The sequence below is a fragment of the Pseudoduganella sp. SL102 genome (assembly GCF_027856995.1).
GTDB lineage: Bacteria > Pseudomonadota > Gammaproteobacteria > Burkholderiales > Burkholderiaceae_D > Rugamonas > Rugamonas albidiflava.
The window spans coordinates 5,539,861-5,559,744 of the sequence record NZ_CP115554.1 but is presented as its reverse complement, the minus strand read 5'-3'; the positions used below and the strand labels follow the sequence as shown (position 1 = coordinate 5,559,744).

Below are 19,884 nucleotides of genomic sequence, written 5' to 3'. Positions count from 1 at the left end.
GGCTGCTGCGCTGCTGGCTGATGATTGCTTACCCGCCAGTATTTTGCCCGGAATCGCCGCGTTCGGCAGGAACGGTGCGGCGCACCGCCAACATCCCTTAGAATGAGCTGCTCACCAGAGGAACCATCGCCTTGACAGAATTGAACCCCATGTTGCCGTGCTGGCCATGTGCGCGCTGGCCATGTGATTTGCCGGCCGCGGAGCGCGGAGCATGAATGCCGTGCCCGCCATGCTGCCGCCCGCGCCGGAACGCATCGTCGGTGCCGACGGCCAGCCCGTGCTGGGCCGCCATGCCGGCATCCTGCGCGGCTGCGACTGGGAGCGCCTGGCGCCGCCTTACGCACGCAGTGCCCTGTGGCGCCGGCTGCACCACAAGCGCTGGCACTACGTGGCGCTGGCGGCCGAGCAGATGTTCTGCGCCGTCGCCATCGCCGACCTGGGCTGGATGACCAGCTGTTTCGCCTACGCATTCGAGCGCGGCGACGGCGACATGCTGGCCAACTTCGCGCAGGATGGCTGGCCCGGGCGCTTCTCGGCCACGCTGGCCGCCGACGCGGGCGGCACCAGCACCTTCTCGCGCCGCGGCGTGTTCATCGAACTGGGGCCGGCCGGGCTGTCGCTGCGCAGTCCCTGGCTGGAAATCGATGCCTGCTTCGGCACCGCGCCGGCGCCGGCGCTGGTCGCTTCGGGCCTTGTCAAGGGCGGTGCCGTGCATGCCACCCAGAAGACCGGTGGCCTGCCGCTGGAAGGCGAGGCGCGCACGTGGCGCGGCGAGTACCCGCTGCACGGCGGCACCGCCAGCATCGACTATTCGAATGGATTGCTGGCGCGGCGCACGGCCTGGCGCTGGGCTTCCGGCCACGGCGCCGGCGTAGGCTTCAACCTGCAGGCCGGCTTCTTCGGCGCCCACGAAAATGCGCTGTGGCTGGACGGCGGCCTGTTTCCGCTGGGGCCGGCCCGCTTCATCCATGCCGCCGACGATCCGATGGAACCGTGGCGCGTGTTTACCGAGGATGACTGCCTCGACCTCGTGTTCACGCCCGTCGCCGCGCGGCGCGACCAGCGCAACCTGCGCATCGCCGCGAACCGCTATGTGCAGCCGCTCGGCACGTTCTCCGGCTGGGTGCGCAGCGCGCCCGAGGCGCCGAAGCGCATGGTGAGCAACCTGGCCGGCGTCACCGAACAGCACTTCGCGCGCTGGTGACGCCATGAGCATCCGCCACCTCGACCGCCTGTTCGAACCGCGCTCCGTGGCCATCATCGGCGCATCGCGGCGGCCAGGGCGGCTCGGCACCACGGTGCTGGACAACATGGCCGGCAGCGGCTTCGCCGGCGCGCTGTGGCCCGTCAATCCCAAGTACGACACGCTGCTCGGCATCCCCTGCCATGCCAGGGTGGCGGCGCTGCCGGCCGCGCCGGATCTCGCCGTTATCTGCACGCCGCCCGAGACGGTGCCGGGCCTGGTGGCGGAACTGGGCGCGCGCGGCACCCGCGCGGCGATCGTGCTGACGGCGCTGCCGCCGCAGCTGCGCACGGCCATGCTGAAGGCCGCGCGGCCGCACCTGCTGCGCATCCTCGGCCCGGGCGGCATCGGGCTGATCGGCCCGGCGGCGGGTGTCAACGCCAGCGTCGCGCACACCGGCGCGCGGCCGGGCCGCACCGCCTTCGTGTCGCAATCGGGCATGCTGATGACGGCCGTGCTGGACTGGGCGCGGCAGCACCAGATCGGTTTTTCACGCGTGGTCTCGGTGGGCGAGGGCGGCGATGTCGACGTGGCCGACCTGCTCGACTGGCTGGCCGGCGATGCCGACACGCAGGCCATCGTGCTGCACATCGAGAGTATCGGCGGGGCACGCAATGGCGCACGCAAGTTCATGTCGGCCGCCCGCATCGCCGCGCGCGGCAAGCCGGTCGTGGTGCTCAAGTCGGGCCGCGGGGACGGGCGCGAAGACCTGGTGGTGGATGCGGCGATCCGCCGCGCCGGCATGCTGCGCGTGTATTCGTCGGCCGACCTGTTCGACGCGGTGCAGACAGTGGCGCGCGCCCGCCCGCTGGGCGGCGAACGGCTGGCCGTCGTCAGCAACGCGGCCAGCCTGGGCCTGCTGGCCACCGACGCGCTGGCGTGGACCGGCGGCCAGCTGGCGCCGCTGTCCCCGGCCACGCTGCGCGCGCTGAAACCGGTGGCGGCGGAAGGCGTGGCGGCCGCCAACCCGCTCGATATCGGCGCCCGCGCCGACACCGCCGGGCACGTCGCGGCGGTGCGTGCGCTGCTCGACGAACCGCAGGCCGACGCGTTGCTGCTGGTGCACGTGCCCACGCCGGCCGCCGGCAGCAGCGACGTGGCGCGCGCGCTGGTGCCGCTGGTGCGCGCGGCGCGGCAGACCGTGCTGTCATGCTGGCTGGGCGGCGACGAGGCGGCCGATGCGCGGGCCGTGTTCGCCGATGCCGGGCTGGCCACTTACGACACGCCGGAAAAGGCGGTACGGGCATTCCGGCAGATCGTGCAGTACCGGCGCAACCAGGCCTTGCTGATCGAGGTGCCGGCCGGAGTGCCGGCCGCCGGCGAAGCGGAGCGGGCGGCGGCGCGCGCCATCGTGGCCGCCGCCCGCCATGCCGGCCGCGCCACGCTGGACGATGGCGAATGCGCCAGCGTGCTGTCTGCCTATGGCGTGCAGGGCGGGGTGCAATGCGGCGGGCAAGGTGGCGGACAACCGGGCCTGCCGTCCGGCGACCCTTCGGCCGGCGAGGCACCGCTGCTGCGCATCGCGGTGCACACGGACCCCGTATTCGGCCCGGCCCTCGAATTCGGGCTGGGCGGCGCCGCCGGCCGCGTGGCGCGCGACCGGGCCGCCGGCCTGCCGCCGTTGAACATGGTACTGGCGCGCGATATCGTGGCGCGCACCCGCGCCGGAGCCGCGCTGGGCGGCACGGAAGCCGTGTGCCGGGCGCTGGTACAGGTGGCCGACCTGGTGACGGACCTGGCCGACGTGGTCGAACTGGAACTGGATCCGGTGCAGGTGCTGGCGGCGGGCGATCCGCGCGGCGCCACGCTGGCCGCACTGGGTGCCCGCATCGTGCTCGGCCCGCCGCGCCCCGAATCCGCGCTGGCGATCCGGCCCTACCCGCAGGCGCTGGCCGAAACAGTGGACTGGCAGGGCGCCCCGCTGGTGCTGCGGCCGATCCGGCCCGAGGATGCGCCGGCCCATGTGCGCTTCTTCGCCGCGCTCGATCCGGAAGACGTGCGGCTGCGCTTTTTTCCGCGTTGCGTGAACTGCCGCCGGCGCAGCTGGCGCGGCTTACGCAGATCGACTATGACCGCGCGATGGCGTTCATCGCCACGCGGCCGGGCGCCGATGGCACCGCCGAAACGCTCGGCGTGGTGCGCGCGGTGGCCGATCCGGACGAGCGCCGCGCCGAGTTCGCGATCGTGGTGCGCTCGGATTTGAAGGGCAAGGGACTGGGTGTGATCCTGTTCCGCAAGCTGGTCGACTATTTCCGCGCGCGGGGCACCGGCAGCCTGACAGGCGACGCGCTGGCTGAAAATGTTGGAGTTCAGAAACTGGTGCGCCGGTTCGGCGGCACGGTACAGCCGGGGAACGAGGCGGGCACCGTGGCGCTGGTCGTCCCATTGCATGGGAATTCATCTTAGTCCGCTCGGAAACTCCGCAGCCAACCTTGCGCTGTGTCAAAGTGTCCATGTCGCTGTTCTTTACACTTTGGTTTTGCGATTTGTCGAGCGACGGCATCGCATGGAGACAACCGGCGATCGCTTACTGTCAAATGAAGGTCACATGAAGGTCACATGAAGGTCACGTGGAGGTCACATAGAAGTGACATAAAGGTGACATAAATAAAGGTGACATAAATGAAGGTGACATAGCGATCGCATAAACCTATAAAACCGGGAGCGACAATGTTAACCGCCACTTATACGCTGGTCGCGCTTTCTGTCGAACAAGCCAATGTTCGGCTCAGTGTGCTTTCTTTCCAGAAATACGTGCAATCGACGCTGACCCGCCAGCAGAGCCTCACGCTGGCCCAGCTTGAATACGCATGCGAAACGCTGGAGCGCCTGTACCAGGCCTGCAGCTGGCGCAAGGTGGAGCTGTACCTGATCCCCGCGCTGCGCCAGGCTACCCAGCGCGCCGACCAGTTGCTGGACGAACTGTCGCGCCTGAACGGCCTCGCGCTCGACGTGGTGCGCCGCCTGAAAGACCGGGCGGCGCCGCGCCACGAGGAGGGCGGGGACCCGGGCCAGGACCCGCAGATCGCCCATGTCGCCACGTTTTGCGAGGCGATCGACAGCTTTTGCACGACCCTGCTGCAAAGGCTGGAAAAGGAAGAGAAGGAATTGTTCGCCATCGCCCGCAGTGCGATCTGCGGCGATGCGTGGTTTGCCATCGCCAACAAGCTCCTGGCGCACGATGCCCAGGTTGCCGAGGCCCGCCGCAGCGGGGCGGACGACGCCACCGTGATCTCCCTCGTGCCGCGGCTGGCGCCGCCGGCCGAGCCGGTAGATGCGATCGACGTGCGCATGCCCGCGGTGAGGGCGCGCGCCCGGGCCTTGCCGCGCGTCGCCGGCGCCGACTGAGCCGTTGCCGGCCTTGCCTGTGGTTCTGCCGGTCGCGGCCGCAGGATGCGACGCCGCGAAAACCGGTGCTGCGCTATGATGGCGGTTTTGATCCATCCATGGCACATCATGTTTGAATTCCTCTTCAAGCGGCCCGGCGACAAGGGCACCGAATCGCAGGCCGCGCAGGGGCAACACGCGGAGGCCGGGCGGGGCGACAAGGGCGGTGGCCAGGGCAACGGCCCCGCCGCCAAGGGCGGCCCGCAAGGTGGCGCCGACGGCAAGGAAGCGCGCCGTGCCGAACAGGCCGCGCTGGCCAGGTCGCTGGCCGGCGACGAAGCCGCCGCCGTTGCGCTGATCCTGCAGAGCGAGTTCGCCGATGTGCGGCTGGCCGCGGCCGAGCATGTCGTGTCGCAAGCGGCGCTCGAGCAGGTGCAGGCCGCGGTGCGCAACACGGACCGCCGCGTGGCCAAGCTGATGCAGGGCCGGCTCGATGCGATCCGCCACCGGCAGATGGAACAGCGCCAGGCCGAGGCCACCATCGCGCAGGCACAGCGCCTGCTGCAGGAAGAAAAGCTGGCGCCGAACCAGGTGGCCGACCTGGACCGCCTGTGGAAGGTGATCGATGCGCCGCCGCAACTGGCTGCCGAGTTCGACCGCCTGCGCGCGGCCTTGCGCGCGCGCCTGGAAGCGCAGGTGGATCTGCAGCGCGCCACGATCGATGCGCTGGCGGCGCTGCGCAAACTGGCCGCCGCTCCCGCCGGAGAGGACTCGATGCAGGAACTGGAACGGCTCGCTGCCGAGCACGCCGCACGGCTGGCCGGGCCCGAGCATGGCACGCTGCCGCGGCACCTGTTGACGGACGTGGAAGCGGCGCTGGAGGCGGCACGCGCCGCGCTGGCCCGTACGGCCGCCGCTGCCGAACCGCCCGCCCCCGCAACCCCGGCACCCGCCGGACCAGCGGCGCAACAGGAAGAGGGGCAAGCCATGGCGCCGGACAGCGGAAATCAGCAGAAGAGCGGAACGGGGCCGGCCGGCGCAACGGCGCAGGGCGGCACAGCGGATCAGTCCAATGCCACGGCGCAAGGTGGCGGAGACGGGCAGGACGGCAAGGCGGCCAGCGAGGGAGCCAGCGAGGGGGCCGGCGAGGCGAACCGCCAGGCGCCGGGCGATCCTGGGGCTGCCGTGGATGGCCAGCCAGCTCAGCCGGGTGCCGCGCCGGCCCGGCCGCCGAAGGAAAAGAAGGTCACGCCGGCCGACCGCGAGGCGAACGAGCGCTTCATGGCGCTGGTCGAGGCCATGGACGCGGCACTGGCCCAGGGCCAGTTGCACACCGCCGCCGAACACGACAAGACCCTGAAGGACAGCAAGACGGGCCGCCTGACGGCCCAGCAATCGGAGCGCCTGGCGCACGTGCGCGCCGAGTACAAGCGGCTGTCCGCCTGGGCCCGCTGGGGCGGCAATGTATCCCGTGAAGAACTGGTGCATGCCGTCGAGGAATTGCCCGCACAGAACCTGCCGATGAGCGAGCTGGCCAGGAAGGTCAGCGCCATGCGCGAGCGCTGGAAGGCGCTGGACAGCGTTTCCGGCGCCGCGCCGAAGAGCTTGTGGGAAAAGTTCGATGCCGCCTGCACCGCCGCGTATGCGCCGGCCGCCGCGCACTTCCGCCACCTGGCGGACGAGCGCCACGCCAACGCCGCCAAGGCGCAGGCCATGGTCGACGAAGTCAACGCGCTGGTGGCCGATTCGCCGGCCACGCGCGAGGACTGGCGCGGCCTGGCTTCCGCGTCGCAGCGGCTGCGCCAGGCCTGGAGCCGGCTGGGCACGATCGACCGCAAGGACAAGAAGCGCCTCGATACCGCGTTCGGCAAGGCCATGGAAACGCTGATGGCGCCGCTCGAGGAGCAGCGCGCGATCGAGGTGGCGCGCCGCGAGCAGCTGATCGAGGAAGTCTACAAGCTCGACCCGGCCGACCGGCACACGGTGGACACGCTGCGCGGCCTGCAGGAAGCCTGGCAGGGCCATGCCAAGGCGCTGCCGCTGGAGCGCCGGCAGGAGCAGGCACTGTGGCAGAAATTCCGTAGCGCCTGCGACACGATTTTTGCCAAGCGCAAGGAATCGGCCCATGCGGCCGACCATGAGCGCAAGGCGCACCTCCATGCCCGCGAGGCGATCTGCGCGCAGCTCGAAGCGTTCGCGCCGGAGGGCGACGACAAGGCCCGCCAGGGGGCGATCGGCAAGGCGCTGCGCGATGCCGCGGCCGCGTGGCATGCGAGCGGACCCGTGCCGCGCGCGGCCGAGGCGCGCATCGAAGGCCGCTATCGCGCCGCCGTGGCGAAGCTGCAGGGCGAAGCCGATGCGGTGCGCAAGCGTGCCGGTACGGCGCAGGCCAACGCGCTGCGCGACAAGCTGCGCCTGGTGCAGGCGCTGGAACATGCCGTGGCAGCGCCTGGTCCGGTCGATGGCGAGGAGTGGAAGGGCCGCTGGGCCGCGCTGCCAGCGCTGCCGGCCGAGCACGAGCGCACCCTGCATGGCCGCTTCCATGCCGCGTTGCAGGCCGCCGCGGCGGATGCCGGCGCGCGCGGCGCGTATGCCGGCACGCTGGAAGCGAACCGTTCGCGGCTGCTGGCCGAAGTCTTGCGCCAGGAAATCGTGGCCGGCATCGACAGCGGCCCGGAATTCGCGCGCGACCGCCTGAAGATGCAGGTCGAAGTGCTGCAGGATTCCCTGAAGTCCGGCCAGAAATCCGGCGCGGCGGGTTCGCAGGCGGCCCAGTTCGTGCAGCTGTGCGCGCTGCCGGCGCTGCTGGACGACCGCACGGCCAGCCGCATCGAGGCGCTGTTCCGCCGCATCGGCGCGGAGGGGCGATGAGTCTGCGGCCGAACCATGGCGCGGTGGCGCGGGTGCGCGTCCAGCACGAGGATTTCGACCTCTCCACCGAAGTGGCGCGGCTGCGCGCAGACCAGCCGAAAACCGGCGCCATCGTCAGCTTCGTGGGCACCGTGCGCGACCTGAACGAAGGTTCGCAGGTGGCGTCGATGGAACTGGAGCATTATCCGGGCATGACGGAAGAGTCGATCGAGCGCATCGTCGACCAGGCCTGCGCGCGCTGGCCGGTGCACGATGCGCTGGTGATCCACCGCGTCGGCCCGCTGCTGCCGCGCGACCAGATCGTGCTGGTGGCGGTCACGTCCGCGCATCGCGGCGACGCGTTCGCGGCCTGCGAGTTCGTCATCGACTACCTGAAGACCGAGGCGCCGTTCTGGAAAAAGGAACAGACGCCGGAAGGGGCACGCTGGGTCGATGCGCGGGTCAGCGACGACCAGGCGCTGGACAAGTGGGAGAAATGATCCCGGCCGCAGCCGGAACCCAGCCACTTCGCAGGGCGTCTTGAAATAGCGATTGCGCAGCCGCATCTTATCGGAAGATAAAATTTGGAGCGAAGCGCCATGCGTCAAGACAAACTTACTACAAAACTTCAGGAAGCACTCGCCGACGCCCAGAGCCTGGCCGTCGGCAGCGACAACCCCTATATCGAACCCGTGCACCTGCTGACGGCCCTGCTCAACCAGGACGACAGCAGCACGCGCTCGCTGCTGCAGCGCGCCGGCGTCAACGTCGGCGGCCTGGCCGCGGCGCTGAAAGGCGCCATCGAGCGCTTGCCGAAGGTGTCCGGCACCGGCGGCAACGTGCAGGTCAGCCGCGAATTCGTCAACATGCTGAACCTGGCCGACCGCGAGGCGCAGAAGCGCGGCGACCAGTTCGTGTCCAGCGAAATGGTGCTGCTGGCGCTGGCGGACGACAAGTCCGACGCCGGCCGGCTGGCCCGCGAGAACGGCCTGTCGCGCAAATCCCTCGAAACGGCGATCGAGGCCGTGCGCGGCGGCGGCAAGGTCGATTCGCAGGAAGCGGAAGGCCAGCGCGAGGCGCTGAAGAAGTACACGATGGACCTTACCGAGCGGGCGCGCCAGGGCAAGCTCGACCCGGTGATCGGCCGCGACGACGAGATCCGCCGCGCGATCCAGGTGCTGCAGCGGCGCACCAAGAACAATCCGGTGCTGATCGGCGAACCCGGCGTCGGCAAGACCGCGATCGTCGAGGGCCTGGCCCAGCGCATCGTCAACAACGAGGTGCCCGATTCGCTGCGCGGCAAGCGCGTGCTGTCGCTCGACATGGCGGCGCTGCTGGCCGGTGCCAAGTACCGCGGCGAGTTCGAGGAGCGGCTGAAATCGGTGCTGAATGAATTGGCCAAGGACGAGGGCCAGACCATCGTCTTCATCGACGAGCTGCACACCATGGTCGGCGCCGGCAAGGCCGAGGGCGCGATGGATGCGGGCAACATGCTCAAGCCCGCGCTGGCGCGCGGCGAGCTGCACTGCGTGGGCGCCACCACGCTGGACGAGTACCGCAAGTACATCGAGAAGGATGCCGCGCTGGAGCGCCGCTTCCAGAAGATCCTGGTCGACGAGCCCACCGTGGAAGCCACCATCGCCATCCTGCGCGGCCTGCAGGACAAGTACGAGCTGCACCACAAGGTGGAGATCACCGACCCGGCCATCATCGCGGCGGCCGAGCTGTCGCACCGCTATATCACCGACCGCTTCCTGCCCGACAAGGCGATCGACCTGATCGACGAAGCCGCGTCGAAGATCAAGATCGAGATCGATTCCAAGCCCGAGGTGATGGACAAGCTGGAACGCCGGCTGATCCAGCTGAAGATCGAGAAGGAAGCCGTCAAGCGCGAGAAGGACGAAGGTTCGCGCAAGCGGCTCGACCTGATCGACGAGGAAATCGCCAAGCTGCAGCGCGAGTACAACGACTTCGAGGAAGTGCTGAAGGCCGAGAAGGCCAATGTGCAGGGCACCACGCACATCAAGGAAGAGATCGAGCGCATCCGCCAGGAGATGGAGGAAGCCACGCGCGCGTCGAACTGGCAGCGCGTCTCCGAGCTGCAGTATGGCCGCCTGCCCGAGCTGGAAGCGCAGCTGAAGCAGGCGGAATCCTCGAACGGCGATGAAGCGAAGGACAAGCCGAAGCTGCTGCGCACGCAGGTGGGCGCCGAGGAGATCGCCGAGGTGGTGTCGCGCGCCACCGGCATCCCCGTGTCGCGCATGATGCAGGGCGAGCGCGACAAGCTGCTGCACATCGAGGAAAAGCTGCACGAGCGCGTGGTGGGGCAGGACGAGGCGATCAACGCCGTGGCCGACGCGATCCGCCGTTCGCGCGCCGGCCTGGCGGACCCGAACCGGCCGTACGGCTCGTTCATGTTCCTCGGTCCGACCGGCGTGGGCAAGACCGAACTGTCGAAGGCGCTGGCCGCGTTCCTGTTCGATACCGAGGAATCGATGATCCGCATCGACATGAGCGAATTCATGGAGAAGCATTCGGTGGCCCGCCTGATCGGCGCGCCGCCGGGCTACGTGGGCTACGACGAAGGCGGCTACCTGACCGAGGCGGTGCGCCGCAAGCCGTACAGCGTGATCCTGCTCGACGAGGTGGAAAAGGCGCACCACGACGTCTTCAACGTGCTGCTGCAGGTGCTCGACGATGGCCGCATGACCGATGGCCAGGGCCGCACCGTGGACTTCAAGAACACGGTGATCATCATGACCTCGAACTTGGGTTCGCAGAAGATCCAGTCGATGGAGGATTCCGATCCGGCGGTGACGAAGCTGGCCGTGATGGCCGAAGTGCGCGGCCACTTCCGCCCCGAGTTCATCAACCGGATCGACGAGATCGTGGTGTTCCATGGCCTGGACGAGAAAAACATCGGCGCGATCGCGAAGATCCAGCTGCAGATCCTGGAAAACCGGCTGCGCCGGATGGAGATGGACTTGCAGGTCAGCGACGCGGCGCTGCAGAAGATCGCCGAGGCGGGCTACGACCCGGTGTACGGCGCGCGGCCGCTGAAGCGGGCGATCCAGCAGCAGATCGAGAATCCGCTGTCGAAGCTGATTTTGGAGGGCCGCTTCGGGCCGAAGGACACGATCCGCATCGATGCGCGCGATGGCGCCCTGGTGTTCGGCGCCGACGGCAAGGTCGACATCGTCAAGCAGTAAGCACCGGCATCCCCGGTTCCAGAACCGGCGCTGCGTCCACGGACGCCGCGCCGGTTTTTTTTCGCAGCCGCCATTGACCCAGCAGGCGGGTGGCGGCCAGCAGGTCGGCCGTGCCGTGTCCCGCCGTGAAGCGGGCCAGCACCAGTTCCAGCAGCGCCTCGGCGCCGGAGGTCGCGCCGTGGCCGTGCCACAGGCGCGCCAGGCTGGTGGCGGCACGCAGTTCCCAGGCCAGCGCACCCTGGTTGCGGGCCAGCAGCAGCGCGGCGCGGAACTGCCGTTCGGCGCCATCGCGGGCGGCCGGGCCGCCGGTGGCCAGCAGGCGTTCGCCCTGCAGGCGGCGCAGCTCGGGGGCGCACCAGCGCGCGCCGCCCTGGTCGGCGCGCAGCAGCAGGGTCTCGTCCAGGTAGCGCGGGTGCAGCGTGGCCAGTGTTTCGCGGTGCGGCCCGGTGGCGGGGGCCTGTGCCAGCCAGCCGCCGGGCCCATCCTCGACGATGCCATGCCGGTACTGGCGTGCCAGCGTTTCCCAGTGCGGGAAGCGGCGCGCGGCGTCTTCCAGTTCCGCCAGCGCGGCCAGCGCGGCCGGCCGGTCGCCGCACCACCACGCCACGGGGAACATGGCGAATGCGAGCACCTGGCACAGCGGCGCGTCGGCCCCCACCGCGCGGGCGCGCAGCACGCCGTTGCGGGCCAGGCGCAGGGCCTCGTCCGGGTAGCCGAGCAGCCAGCGCGCGCGGGCCAGCACGGCGCTCGCGGCAACGTTTTCATCGGTGTGCAGGGCAGTGCGGCGCCGGGTGCACACGGCCGGCACCGTGCCGTTCTGCACGGCGTGCGCCAGCGGCGCGGCCAGTGCCTGCTCGCCCGACAGGTGCAGGGCGAGGGCGGCGAAGCGGTCATGCACCAGTTGCGCGGGGCGCGAACCGGCGTGGCGGATGTCATGCCGGAAGCGCTGCGCCAGCGCCACCGCGGCCGGGTAATCGCCGGTCAGCACGTGTTCCAGCACCAGGCCGGAAAAGGCGTCGGCCAGCCGTTCGGTGTCGGCGCAGGCCTCGGCCAGCGCGAAGCCGCGGGCATAGGCGGCCTGCCCGGCGCCGGCGCCTTCCAGGTAGACGCTGACCGTGCCCAGGGCGGTGTGCAGCACTGGTTGTAGCGATGGCGGCAAGGAGGGAAGCGGCGCCTGCCCCGGCATGCGCCGCATCGCGGGTTCGGCTGGTCCGGTGCCGCGCGTCGTCGCCATGGCGAGCCAGTCGCGCAGTTCGGCCAGTTCGGCGGCTTCCCACCACATCGGGATGGACGCGGCCAGCAGCGCGGCGGCGGCTTGCGGGTCGCCGTGCGGACCGAAGCCCCATGCCAGCGCGGCGCGGACATCGGGCAAGTGGCGCGGATCGCTGTCCACGCCGGCCAGCGCCGCGCAATCGGCGGTGAAGCGGGCGAACGCCGCATCGTCCGGCACCAGCAGCGACAGCGCACAGGTGCGCACGCTGTCGTACAGCAGGCATTGGGGCGTGCTGTCCGCGCGGTGCGGGACGAGCAGGGACCGGGCGGCCAGCGTGGCGAGGGCGTCTTCCACTTCCTGGCCGGTCACCGCTTCGCCTGCCGCCACGCGGACCGCGCGCGCCAGCGTGAACGGGCCGGTGAATATGGCCACGCGGCACAGCACCGTGCGCTCCACCGGCGACAGCGTGTCGATGCTCCATTCCAGCGATGCGCGTAGCGAGCGGTGGCGCGGCGGCGCGGTGCGGCGGCCGCCCTTCAGGATCTCCAGGCGCTCGCCGATGCGGGCCAGCAGTTCGCGCGGGTGGAACAGGTCCAGCCGGCCGGCCGCCAGCTCGATCGCCAGCGGCACGCCGTCGAGGCGGCGGCACAGTTCCGCCACGGCCGGCGCATCGGCATCGGTCAATGTGAAACCGCCGTGCAGGGCGGCGGCACGCGCGGCGAACAGCGCAACGGCCGGGTAGGCCAGCGCCGCCGCGGCCGATAGCGGCACGGTGCCGGGTGGCGGGCAGTCGAGCGGTGCCACGCGCTGCACGCGCTCGCCGGCGGCGCGCAGCGCTTCGCGGCAGGTCGCCACGATGCACAGGCCCGGCACGTCGCGCAGCAGCTGTTCGGCCAGCGCGGCGGCGGCCGTGACGATGCGGTCGCAATTGTCGAGCACCAGCAGCACCGGGCATTCGCGCACGTGCGCCAGCAAGGCGGAAACCGGATCGGTGCCGCGGGACAGGCCCATGGCCCCGGCCAGCGCGGCCCAGGGATCGGCCGCATCGGCCAGGTCGATGCTCCAGGTGCGGAACTGCGCCGCCAGCTGGCGTGCCAGCGCGTGCGCCATGGTGCTCTTGCCGACGCCGGCGGTGCCCGTCAGCGTGACCAGCAGGTGTTGCTGGGCCAGCGCCGCCAGCGAATCGGCCAGCGCGCCGCGATCGGACAAAGTGTAATACGGAGGATCGCCGGCGGGGGCGGGCCACTGGACGGCGGCGAGCAGCGTATAGCCGTGGCCGGCCAGGTTGCCGATGTAGCGGCGCTCGGGCGTTTCACGCAGCGCCTTGCGCAGCGCCGCCACGTGCACGCGCAGGTTCGCTTCCTCGACGATGGTATCGGGCCAGGCGCGCGCGATCAGGTCGCTCTTCGACACCGGCGCGCCGGCGCGCTCGGCAAGCACGGCAAGGATGTCGAACGCACGCGAGCCCAGCTTCAGCGGCCGGCCATCTTCGAGCAGCACGCGCTGCGCCGGATAGAGGCGGAAGGGCCCGAACGACGCATGCGCAACCGACCACTCGGGGGCTGGGAGTGTCATGGCATTCTCGTTGGCACGGCGGATCGCCGTCATCGCCGCATGGTAAGTGGCTATCTTTACAACAGCCTGACACCAACCCGGCAATATTTCCCCAAACCGGGGTCAGACCCCGATTTTTGGAAACATTTCCCATATTCGGGGACAGTCCCCGAATTCTGGCAACAATTTTGTGGTTCTTACACCCATCCGAATACGGGGCCTGCTACGTATCAGCCAGCGGTGCGCCGCATGTCGGGTTTCCGACAATTAGATTGCGATGGAGTATTTTGTTGCCAAAAATCGGGGACAGTCCCCGGTGGCAGATGTGGCGAAATTGCTACGGTTTCACGGTTCGGCGAAGTCTTCGACCTCGTACTGGTCGAGGAACCGGTCGGGCCCGCTGCCGGGGGCGAAGTGCAGCGTGGCGGGTATGCGCGGGCCGACGAGCAGGCGCCGCACGTGGGCGCCCAGCGACTGGCGGCTGGTGCTCTTCTGCCACATGGGATAGCGGCCGGACAGGCGGTAGCCGTCCAGGTAGCGGATTTCAAACTCGCATTCGCTGCAGTCGTGCGCCGCGGCCCAGGCCTTGAGCAGCTTGTCGGCGGCGATGAAGGAACCCAGCACGGCGGTGCTGTGCTCGGCCTTGCGGATGCGGATTTGCGCGACGCCGACCTTTTCGGCCCGCGCGAACGGGTGAGTTTCCATCGTGGGCTTTGTCATGGAGGGCGGCTCAGGCGGCATGCGGCGCGTCGGCATGGTGGAAGAACGGACGGCGGAAGCGGCCGAACGCATCCAGCGCCGCGGCGCGCGTGGGCCGCAGCGCGCTGCCGAAGCGGTTGACGTGGATGTGCCGCGCGGCCAGCTCCAGCACCGGCAGCAGCTGGGCCGACAACGCTGCGTCGCCGGATGCCACGTGCAGGCTGGCGCAGGCCAGCGGACCGAGCGCCCACGCCAGCGCCAGCAGTTCGGCCGCATCGGCGCAGCGCACCAGCAACCCGGCGTGGCGCGCGCCGCACAGGGCCGGATTGGCGATCAGCGCCGCGGCCGGCACTTCGGCGAAAGCGGCTGCGCGGCCGTCGCGCGCATCGCCCAGCATGCGGACCTCGCCGGCGGCGGGCAAGGCGGCACCGCCGGCATGGCGGGTGCAGGTCGCGCCGGCGGCCAGCTGGTCGATGATGGTTTCGCGCAGGTCGATGAAGCCGTCGCCGTCGATCGCCACGACCACCGGGCATGCCCCGGGCTGCGCCAGCAACTGCTGGCCCAGGTATTCGGCGCGGCCGTTCAGCGCTGACGGCAGCACGAAGGCGGCTTCGCTGCCGTCCAGTTCTGCCAGGGCCGGCAGCAGCCGGGGCACCGGGCGCGCGCCGGCGCGGCAGATCACGCCGCGCAAGGTGCGCCGGGCGAGCAGCGCATCGTCGTCGACGACCAGTTCGAACAGCGTGTCCGGCAGCCGGGCCGCCGCCGCGGCGACCGCGATCAATCCGGCCAGCTCGGTGCAGCTGGGCGCCGGCGCCGCGCGCGCCAGCACCGGGCAGCCCGCCGCCAGTGCTGCCATCGCATAGCTGCCGGCGAGCCCGTAGGCGCTGCCATGCGCGCCCACCGCCGCCACGGGCCCCAGCGGGACGGTGCGCGGGCCGCCCGTGTCGGCGCGCAGGGCAAGGGCCAGGGTGCGCAGCCACTCGCGCAGCATGTCGTGCTGGCGCAGCGCGATGGCGGGTTCGACGCCCGCATCGAACGCGGCCTGGCGCGGCAGGCGGTGCCGCACGCCGTCCAGCCCGGCGCCCAGGCCGTCGAGCAGGCGGGCGCGCTGCTCGGCGCCCGCCTGCGCCAGCGGCAATGTGGCGGACGTGTACATCATGGGATCCCTCTTTCAGGTGGTGGATGGCTAACGATGACGAATGATTCACGATGGCGGATGATGAACGCCGGGTAAGCGTTACGTTAAAATCAGCCGGGCCGGAAATCAATCCGGCTTTCGAGGTAAGGGAACATGGACCGACAGCAGTGGCGGCCTCCGATCGGCGAGGTGGCCTTCGGCGCATTCCGCCTGGTGCCGCACGAACGCGCGCTGTACCGGCACGGCATGCCGGTGCGCCTGACGGGGCGCGCCTTCGACCTGCTGGTCGCGCTCGTCGAGCGGGCCGGCACGGTGGTCGGCAAGGACGAACTGATCGCCTGCGTATGGCCGCGCACGGTGGTCGAGGAAGGCAACCTGCGCGTGCACATCGGCGCGCTGCGCAAGGCGCTGGGCAACGACCAGCCCTATGTGGAGAACGTGGTGGGCCGGGGCTACAGCTTCGTCGCGCCCCTGCACCCGGCACGCGAGCCGGCGATCGTGGCGCCGCATTGCGCGCTCCTGCCGGCGCAGCCCCGGCTGGTGGGCCGCGCCCAGGTGCTCGACCATCTGGTGCGCGAGCTGGCCGGCACGCGCCTGCTGACGATCGCCGGCCCGGGCGGCATGGGCAAGACATCGGTGGCGCAGGCGCTTGCCGGGCGCGCCGCGGCACGCTTCGGCCGGCACGTATATGTGGCGGACCTGGCGCCGCTGGCCGATCCGGCGCTGCTGCCGGGCGCGGTGGCGCGGGCATTCGGGCTGGCCGCGCCGCTGTCCGCCGAGGCGCTGGCCGGCTCCCTGCCGCAGGCCTTGCGCACCGGCCGCGGGCTGCTCGTGCTGGATGGCTGCGAACACCTGATCGATGCGGCGCGCGCGCTGGCCACCGCCCTGCTGGGGCAGACGCGCGAGCTGCATCTTCTCGCCACCAGCCGGGAACCGTTGCGCGCCGACGGCGAACGCGTGTTCCGGCTGCCACCGCTGGCGGTACCGGCCGCGCCGGTTTCCGCGCATTTGACCACGCAGCCGCCCACGCAGTTTTCCGACCCTGCGGCACTGGGCACCTACCCATCGGTGCAGCTGTTCGTCGAACGCGCCAGCGCCGATGGCGGCTTCGTGCTCGATGCGCACAACGCGGCTGCCGTGGCCGAGATCTGCCGCCGGCTCGACGGCATTCCGCTGGCGCTCGAACTGGCGGCCGGCCGCGCAGCCTTCTTCGGCGTGCAGGAACTGGCGCGCCGGCTGTCCGACCGCTTCGCCGTGCTGACGCGCGGTCGCCGCACGGCACTGCCGCGCCACCAGACCTTGCGCGCCACCCTCGACTGGAGCCATGCGCTGCTGGCGCCCGCCGAGCAGGCCGTGCTGCGGCGCCTGGCCGTGTTCCGCGGCAGCTTCACGGCCGAAGGTGCCGCGGCGGTCGCCGGCTGCGGCGACTTCGGCACACCCGCGCTGGCCGGCCACATGGGGCAGCTGGCGGCGAAATCGATGCTCGCCGCCGACACGGACGGGTGCTACCGCCTGCTCGATACCACCCGCGCCTATGCGCTCGAGCAGTTGCGCGCGGCCGGCGAGGAGGGCGCCGTGGCCGAGCGCCACCTGCGTTACTGCTGCATGCTGCTGGCCCGCGCCGACCGTGATGCGGGCGCACTGGACGCGGTGGTGCAGGAGCTGCGCCTGGATGACGTGCGCGCCGCCCTCGACTGGGCCTTCGGTCCGGGCGGCGCGCCGCTGCTGGGGGCGCGCCTGGCCGCCGCCTCGGCGCCGCTGTGGTACCGCCATTCGATGATGGAGGATTACCGCGCCCGCCTCGGTCCGGCCCTGGCCTGCGCCACCGCGGCCGGATCGGCCGGCCTGCCGCTGGCGGCGGCGCTGAACCTGGCGCTCGGCCACACATTGCTGCATGCGGGCGAGGTGGCCGCACCGCGCGCCGAGGCCTTTGGCCGGGCGCTGGCGCTGGCCGAGCGGCTGGGCGACCACGGCGCCGCGGTGCGCGCGCTGTGGGGCTGCTATGCCGATGCGCTGCTGCAGGGCGACTACGCCCGGGCGTTCGAGCTGGCCCGCCGCTTCGGCCCGCTGGCCCGCGCCGCCGGCATGGACGACGGCGGCCAGGCGCAGCAGCGGCTGCTGGCCCGGGCCAGGCACTACCTCGGCGACCAGCACGCGGCGCGCGCGCATGCGGACGCGGTGGTGCACCCGGCGCGCCGCGCCCCTGGTGCCGCCGGGTTCCAGTTCGACCAGCGCGTGTCGTCGCTGGCGATCCATGGCCGCGTGCTGTGGCTGCAAGGCATGCCGGAGCAGGCCTTGCTTGCCGCGCGCGAGGGCGTCGACGAGGCGCTGCGGCTGGATCATTCGGTGTCGCTGTGCTTCGCGCTGGTGCTGGCGATACCGGTGGCCCTGTGGAGCGGCGACCTGCCGATGGCGCGGCGCTGCATCGCCATGATGGCCGAGCGCGCGGCGCGCGACCGCCTGGCCCACTGGGCGTTCTGGGCCCGCGCGTTCCGTGCCGCGCTGCAGCGGCACGATGGCGGGACGGATGGCATGGGTGCGGAAATGGCCCTCTCGGCCATCTCGGTCAACACGGCCGAACCGGCCGATGCGCTGCTGCGCCATCCATCGTGCACCGGCCTGCACCTGGACATGCTGCCCACGCTGCACGCCGGGTTGATGACGCCGGCATCGCTGGCGCGTGCCTGCGATGGCCGGGCCGGCTGGGCCGCGCCGGAGCTGTTGCGCTGCTGGGGCGAACAGCTCGCACGGGTGGGCGCCGGTGCGCAGGCTGGACGGGTATTCCGCCAGGCGCTGGCGCTGGCGCATCGCCAGGGCGCGCTGGCCTGGGAACTGCGTGCCGGCACCAGCCTGGCGGGACTGCTGTCGCGCCAGCATGCCAGCGGCAGCGTGGACGGGCATGGCGGCGATGCGGCCGCCGTGCTGGCGCCGGTGCTGGCGCGCTACCGCGAAGGCGGTGCCTCGCGCGACGTGATCACTGCGCAGGCTTGCCTGGAGCGCTGCTCAGCTTGAGCAGGACCACATCGTTTTCGCGCAGCGGCAGCGCCACGCTGAACTTGCCGTCGCCGCCGACCCGCACCGTACGCTGCTCCGATGGCGCGCCGGTGGCCTGCGCCTTCAGTTCCGCGACTTGCTGGCGCGTCAGCTGCGCCGGCGAGCCCATGCCGATATAGGCCGTGAAGGCGTCGTTCCGGCGATAGCCGGCCTGCGAGATGGCCAGCGTGTAGGCGCCCGGCTTCACGCCGCGCAGCGTGACCCGTACCTCGCCCTTGGCCTTGGGCGGCAGGTCCTTGATGAAGTACTGCTGGTTGTTGATGTTTGCGGGCAGCGTGTGCGTGTAGTCCCACAGCAGCATGCCGACGTCGCCATTGCCGTCGACGGTGGCGATCGACTTCGCGTCGCCGTTGCGCAATTCCTGGCTGCCGAGCTGGTTCAGGAACTGGTAGGCGAAGTAGGCGGGCTTCTTGATGCCCTGGGTGTTCATCAGGCCGAAGCCCCCATGGAAGGCCTCGAAACGGGGGCCGGCTTCCTCGAAGATATCGGTGAATACCCAGTACGACATCGACTGCGCGGCATTGCCCGTCTGCTTCAGCTTCTGCAGGATGTAGGCGGCCTGGTGGTAGCTGTCGTGCGTGGGGTCGGACGGCGTGTACGAGGAACTCCATTCCGTGTAATGCAGCGGCAGCTTCGGCAGGGCCGACGCGGCGATCTCGCGGCGGTTCTTCAGCACGTCGTTGACGATGGCGCCATCATCCTTGCTCAGCACGGTACCGGTGGTACCGAATTCGTCGAGGAAACCCTGGTTCACGCCATACGTGTGCGTGCTGACGAAATCGAGCGGCACCTTGTTCGTGGTGGCATGCGCGATCATCTCCGGGATCCAGGCCGCGCCGGCGGTGGCCGGCCCGCCGACCCGGTAAGCCGGGCTGACACTCTTGATCGCCCGGGCCGCGTGGTCGTACAGCCGGAAATACTCGGCCTGCGTGCCGGCCCAGAAACCATCGAGGTTCGGTTCATTCCAGACTTCGAAATACCAGGTGGCCACCTCGGCTTGCCCATAACGCTCGGTCCAGTGCTCCGTCAGCTTTTTGACGAGCTCGCCCCATTTCGCATAATCGCGTGGCGGCGTGACATTGCCGCGCCACCAGAAAATGGTTTTGTCGCCACTGGCCATTGCGGAGGGCATGAAACCCAGTTCGACGAAAGGTTTTACGCCGATACTCAGCAGATAATCGTACAGTGCATCGATATACTGGAAATTGTAGTGTTCTTTTCCCTGCGCATCGATTTTATAGACGCCCATGTCATCCGACAGCAGGCCATGCATGCGGATATAGCGGAAACCGGTGTCACGCTTTATTTCGGCGAGTTGCTGCTGCCAGTCGGCGCGCAATCCCTCATTGGCGCGGCCGGCGCCGATGACTTCGTTGAATGTCTTGTCGAGCTTGCCGGCCACCTGGCCGACATGCACGTCGATATCGCGTTGCTGCGCGGTTGCGGCCTGCGACCAGGACAGCACGGCGCCCAGCAAGGCCGCGGTGAGGAGTGTTGCTTTGTCAGGTTGTTGCATGAATCTGTCTCGCTCCGGATGGTTGAACGGCGCCGGCCGGCAGCCGGCGCACTGCCGCGCAGTGTGCGGGCGAGGGGCGGA

12 protein-coding genes are annotated in these 19,884 nt (G+C 70.4%); 8 read left to right on the top strand and 4 right to left on the bottom strand.

The window, feature by feature from the left end:
- The first annotated feature begins 211 nt into the window (after nucleotides 1-211).
- The 7 genes from OU994_RS23365 (at nucleotide 212) to clpB (ending at nucleotide 10,629) form a co-directional block, all read left to right on the top strand.
- Nucleotides 212-1,204, top strand: coding sequence for a DUF2804 domain-containing protein (locus tag OU994_RS23365; RefSeq protein ID WP_281607904.1), 993 nt, complete (start codon nucleotides 212-214; stop codon nucleotides 1,202-1,204).
- A 4-nt stretch (nucleotides 1,205-1,208) separates the two neighbouring features.
- The gene (locus tag OU994_RS23360) at nucleotides 1,209-3,446 is read left to right on the top strand and encodes a CoA-binding protein (protein ID WP_307731735.1); all 2,238 of its coding nucleotides are present in this window, start codon (nucleotides 1,209-1,211) and stop codon (nucleotides 3,444-3,446) included.
- Nucleotides 3,389-3,649 (top strand): GNAT family N-acetyltransferase, encoded by a 261-nt coding sequence (locus OU994_RS31670; protein WP_307731734.1) that lies wholly within the window; start codon nucleotides 3,389-3,391, stop codon nucleotides 3,647-3,649. Before OU994_RS23360 ends, OU994_RS31670 begins: the two co-directional genes overlap by 58 nt.
- A 264-nt stretch (nucleotides 3,650-3,913) precedes the next feature.
- Nucleotides 3,914-4,591: a hypothetical protein gene (locus tag OU994_RS23355; RefSeq protein ID WP_281607903.1), complete on the top strand. Its 678-nt coding sequence runs from the start codon at nucleotides 3,914-3,916 to the stop codon at nucleotides 4,589-4,591.
- Between the two features lie 108 nt (nucleotides 4,592-4,699).
- Complete coding sequence (locus tag OU994_RS23350) at nucleotides 4,700-7,441, top strand: DUF349 domain-containing protein (RefSeq protein ID WP_281607902.1); 2,742 nt, start codon at nucleotides 4,700-4,702, stop codon at nucleotides 7,439-7,441.
- Nucleotides 7,438-7,920: a molybdopterin synthase catalytic subunit MoaE gene (gene moaE, locus OU994_RS23345; protein WP_281607901.1), complete on the top strand. Its 483-nt coding sequence runs from the start codon at nucleotides 7,438-7,440 to the stop codon at nucleotides 7,918-7,920. Before OU994_RS23350 ends, moaE begins: the two co-directional genes overlap by 4 nt.
- 99 nt (nucleotides 7,921-8,019) lie before the next feature.
- Nucleotides 8,020-10,629, top strand: a complete 2,610-nt coding sequence (gene clpB, locus OU994_RS23340) for an ATP-dependent chaperone ClpB (RefSeq protein ID WP_281607900.1) — start codon at nucleotides 8,020-8,022, stop codon at nucleotides 10,627-10,629.
- Here the strand turns inward: clpB and OU994_RS23335 are convergent.
- The 3 genes from OU994_RS23335 to OU994_RS23325 form a co-directional block, all read right to left on the bottom strand.
- Nucleotides 10,619-13,417 carry a winged helix-turn-helix domain-containing protein gene (locus tag OU994_RS23335; RefSeq protein WP_281607899.1) on the bottom strand — a complete coding sequence of 933 codons (2,799 nt, stop codon included), beginning with the start codon at nucleotides 13,415-13,417 and terminating at the stop codon, nucleotides 10,619-10,621. The genes clpB and OU994_RS23335 overlap by 11 nt on opposite strands.
- A 324-nt stretch (nucleotides 13,418-13,741) precedes the next feature.
- A complete protein-coding gene (locus tag OU994_RS23330; RefSeq protein WP_281607898.1) occupies nucleotides 13,742-14,116 on the bottom strand; it encodes a hypothetical protein in 375 nt (124 codons plus the stop codon).
- 10 nt (nucleotides 14,117-14,126) lie between these two features.
- Nucleotides 14,127-15,254, bottom strand: a complete 1,128-nt coding sequence (locus tag OU994_RS23325) for a hypothetical protein (RefSeq protein ID WP_281607897.1) — start codon at nucleotides 15,252-15,254, stop codon at nucleotides 14,127-14,129.
- Nucleotides 15,255-15,386: 132 nt separating this feature from the next.
- On the opposite strand from OU994_RS23325, the gene OU994_RS23320 reads away from it, so the two are divergent.
- Nucleotides 15,387-18,245: a winged helix-turn-helix domain-containing protein gene (locus OU994_RS23320; RefSeq protein WP_281607896.1), complete on the top strand. Its 2,859-nt coding sequence runs from the start codon at nucleotides 15,387-15,389 to the stop codon at nucleotides 18,243-18,245.
- Here OU994_RS23320 and OU994_RS23315 read toward each other — a convergent pair.
- Nucleotides 18,208-19,803 carry a glycoside hydrolase gene (locus OU994_RS23315; RefSeq protein WP_281607895.1) on the bottom strand — a complete coding sequence of 532 codons (1,596 nt, stop codon included), beginning with the start codon at nucleotides 19,801-19,803 and terminating at the stop codon, nucleotides 18,208-18,210. The two genes, OU994_RS23320 and OU994_RS23315, sit on opposite strands and share 38 nt — an antisense overlap.
- Nucleotides 19,804-19,884 lie beyond the last annotated feature (81 nt).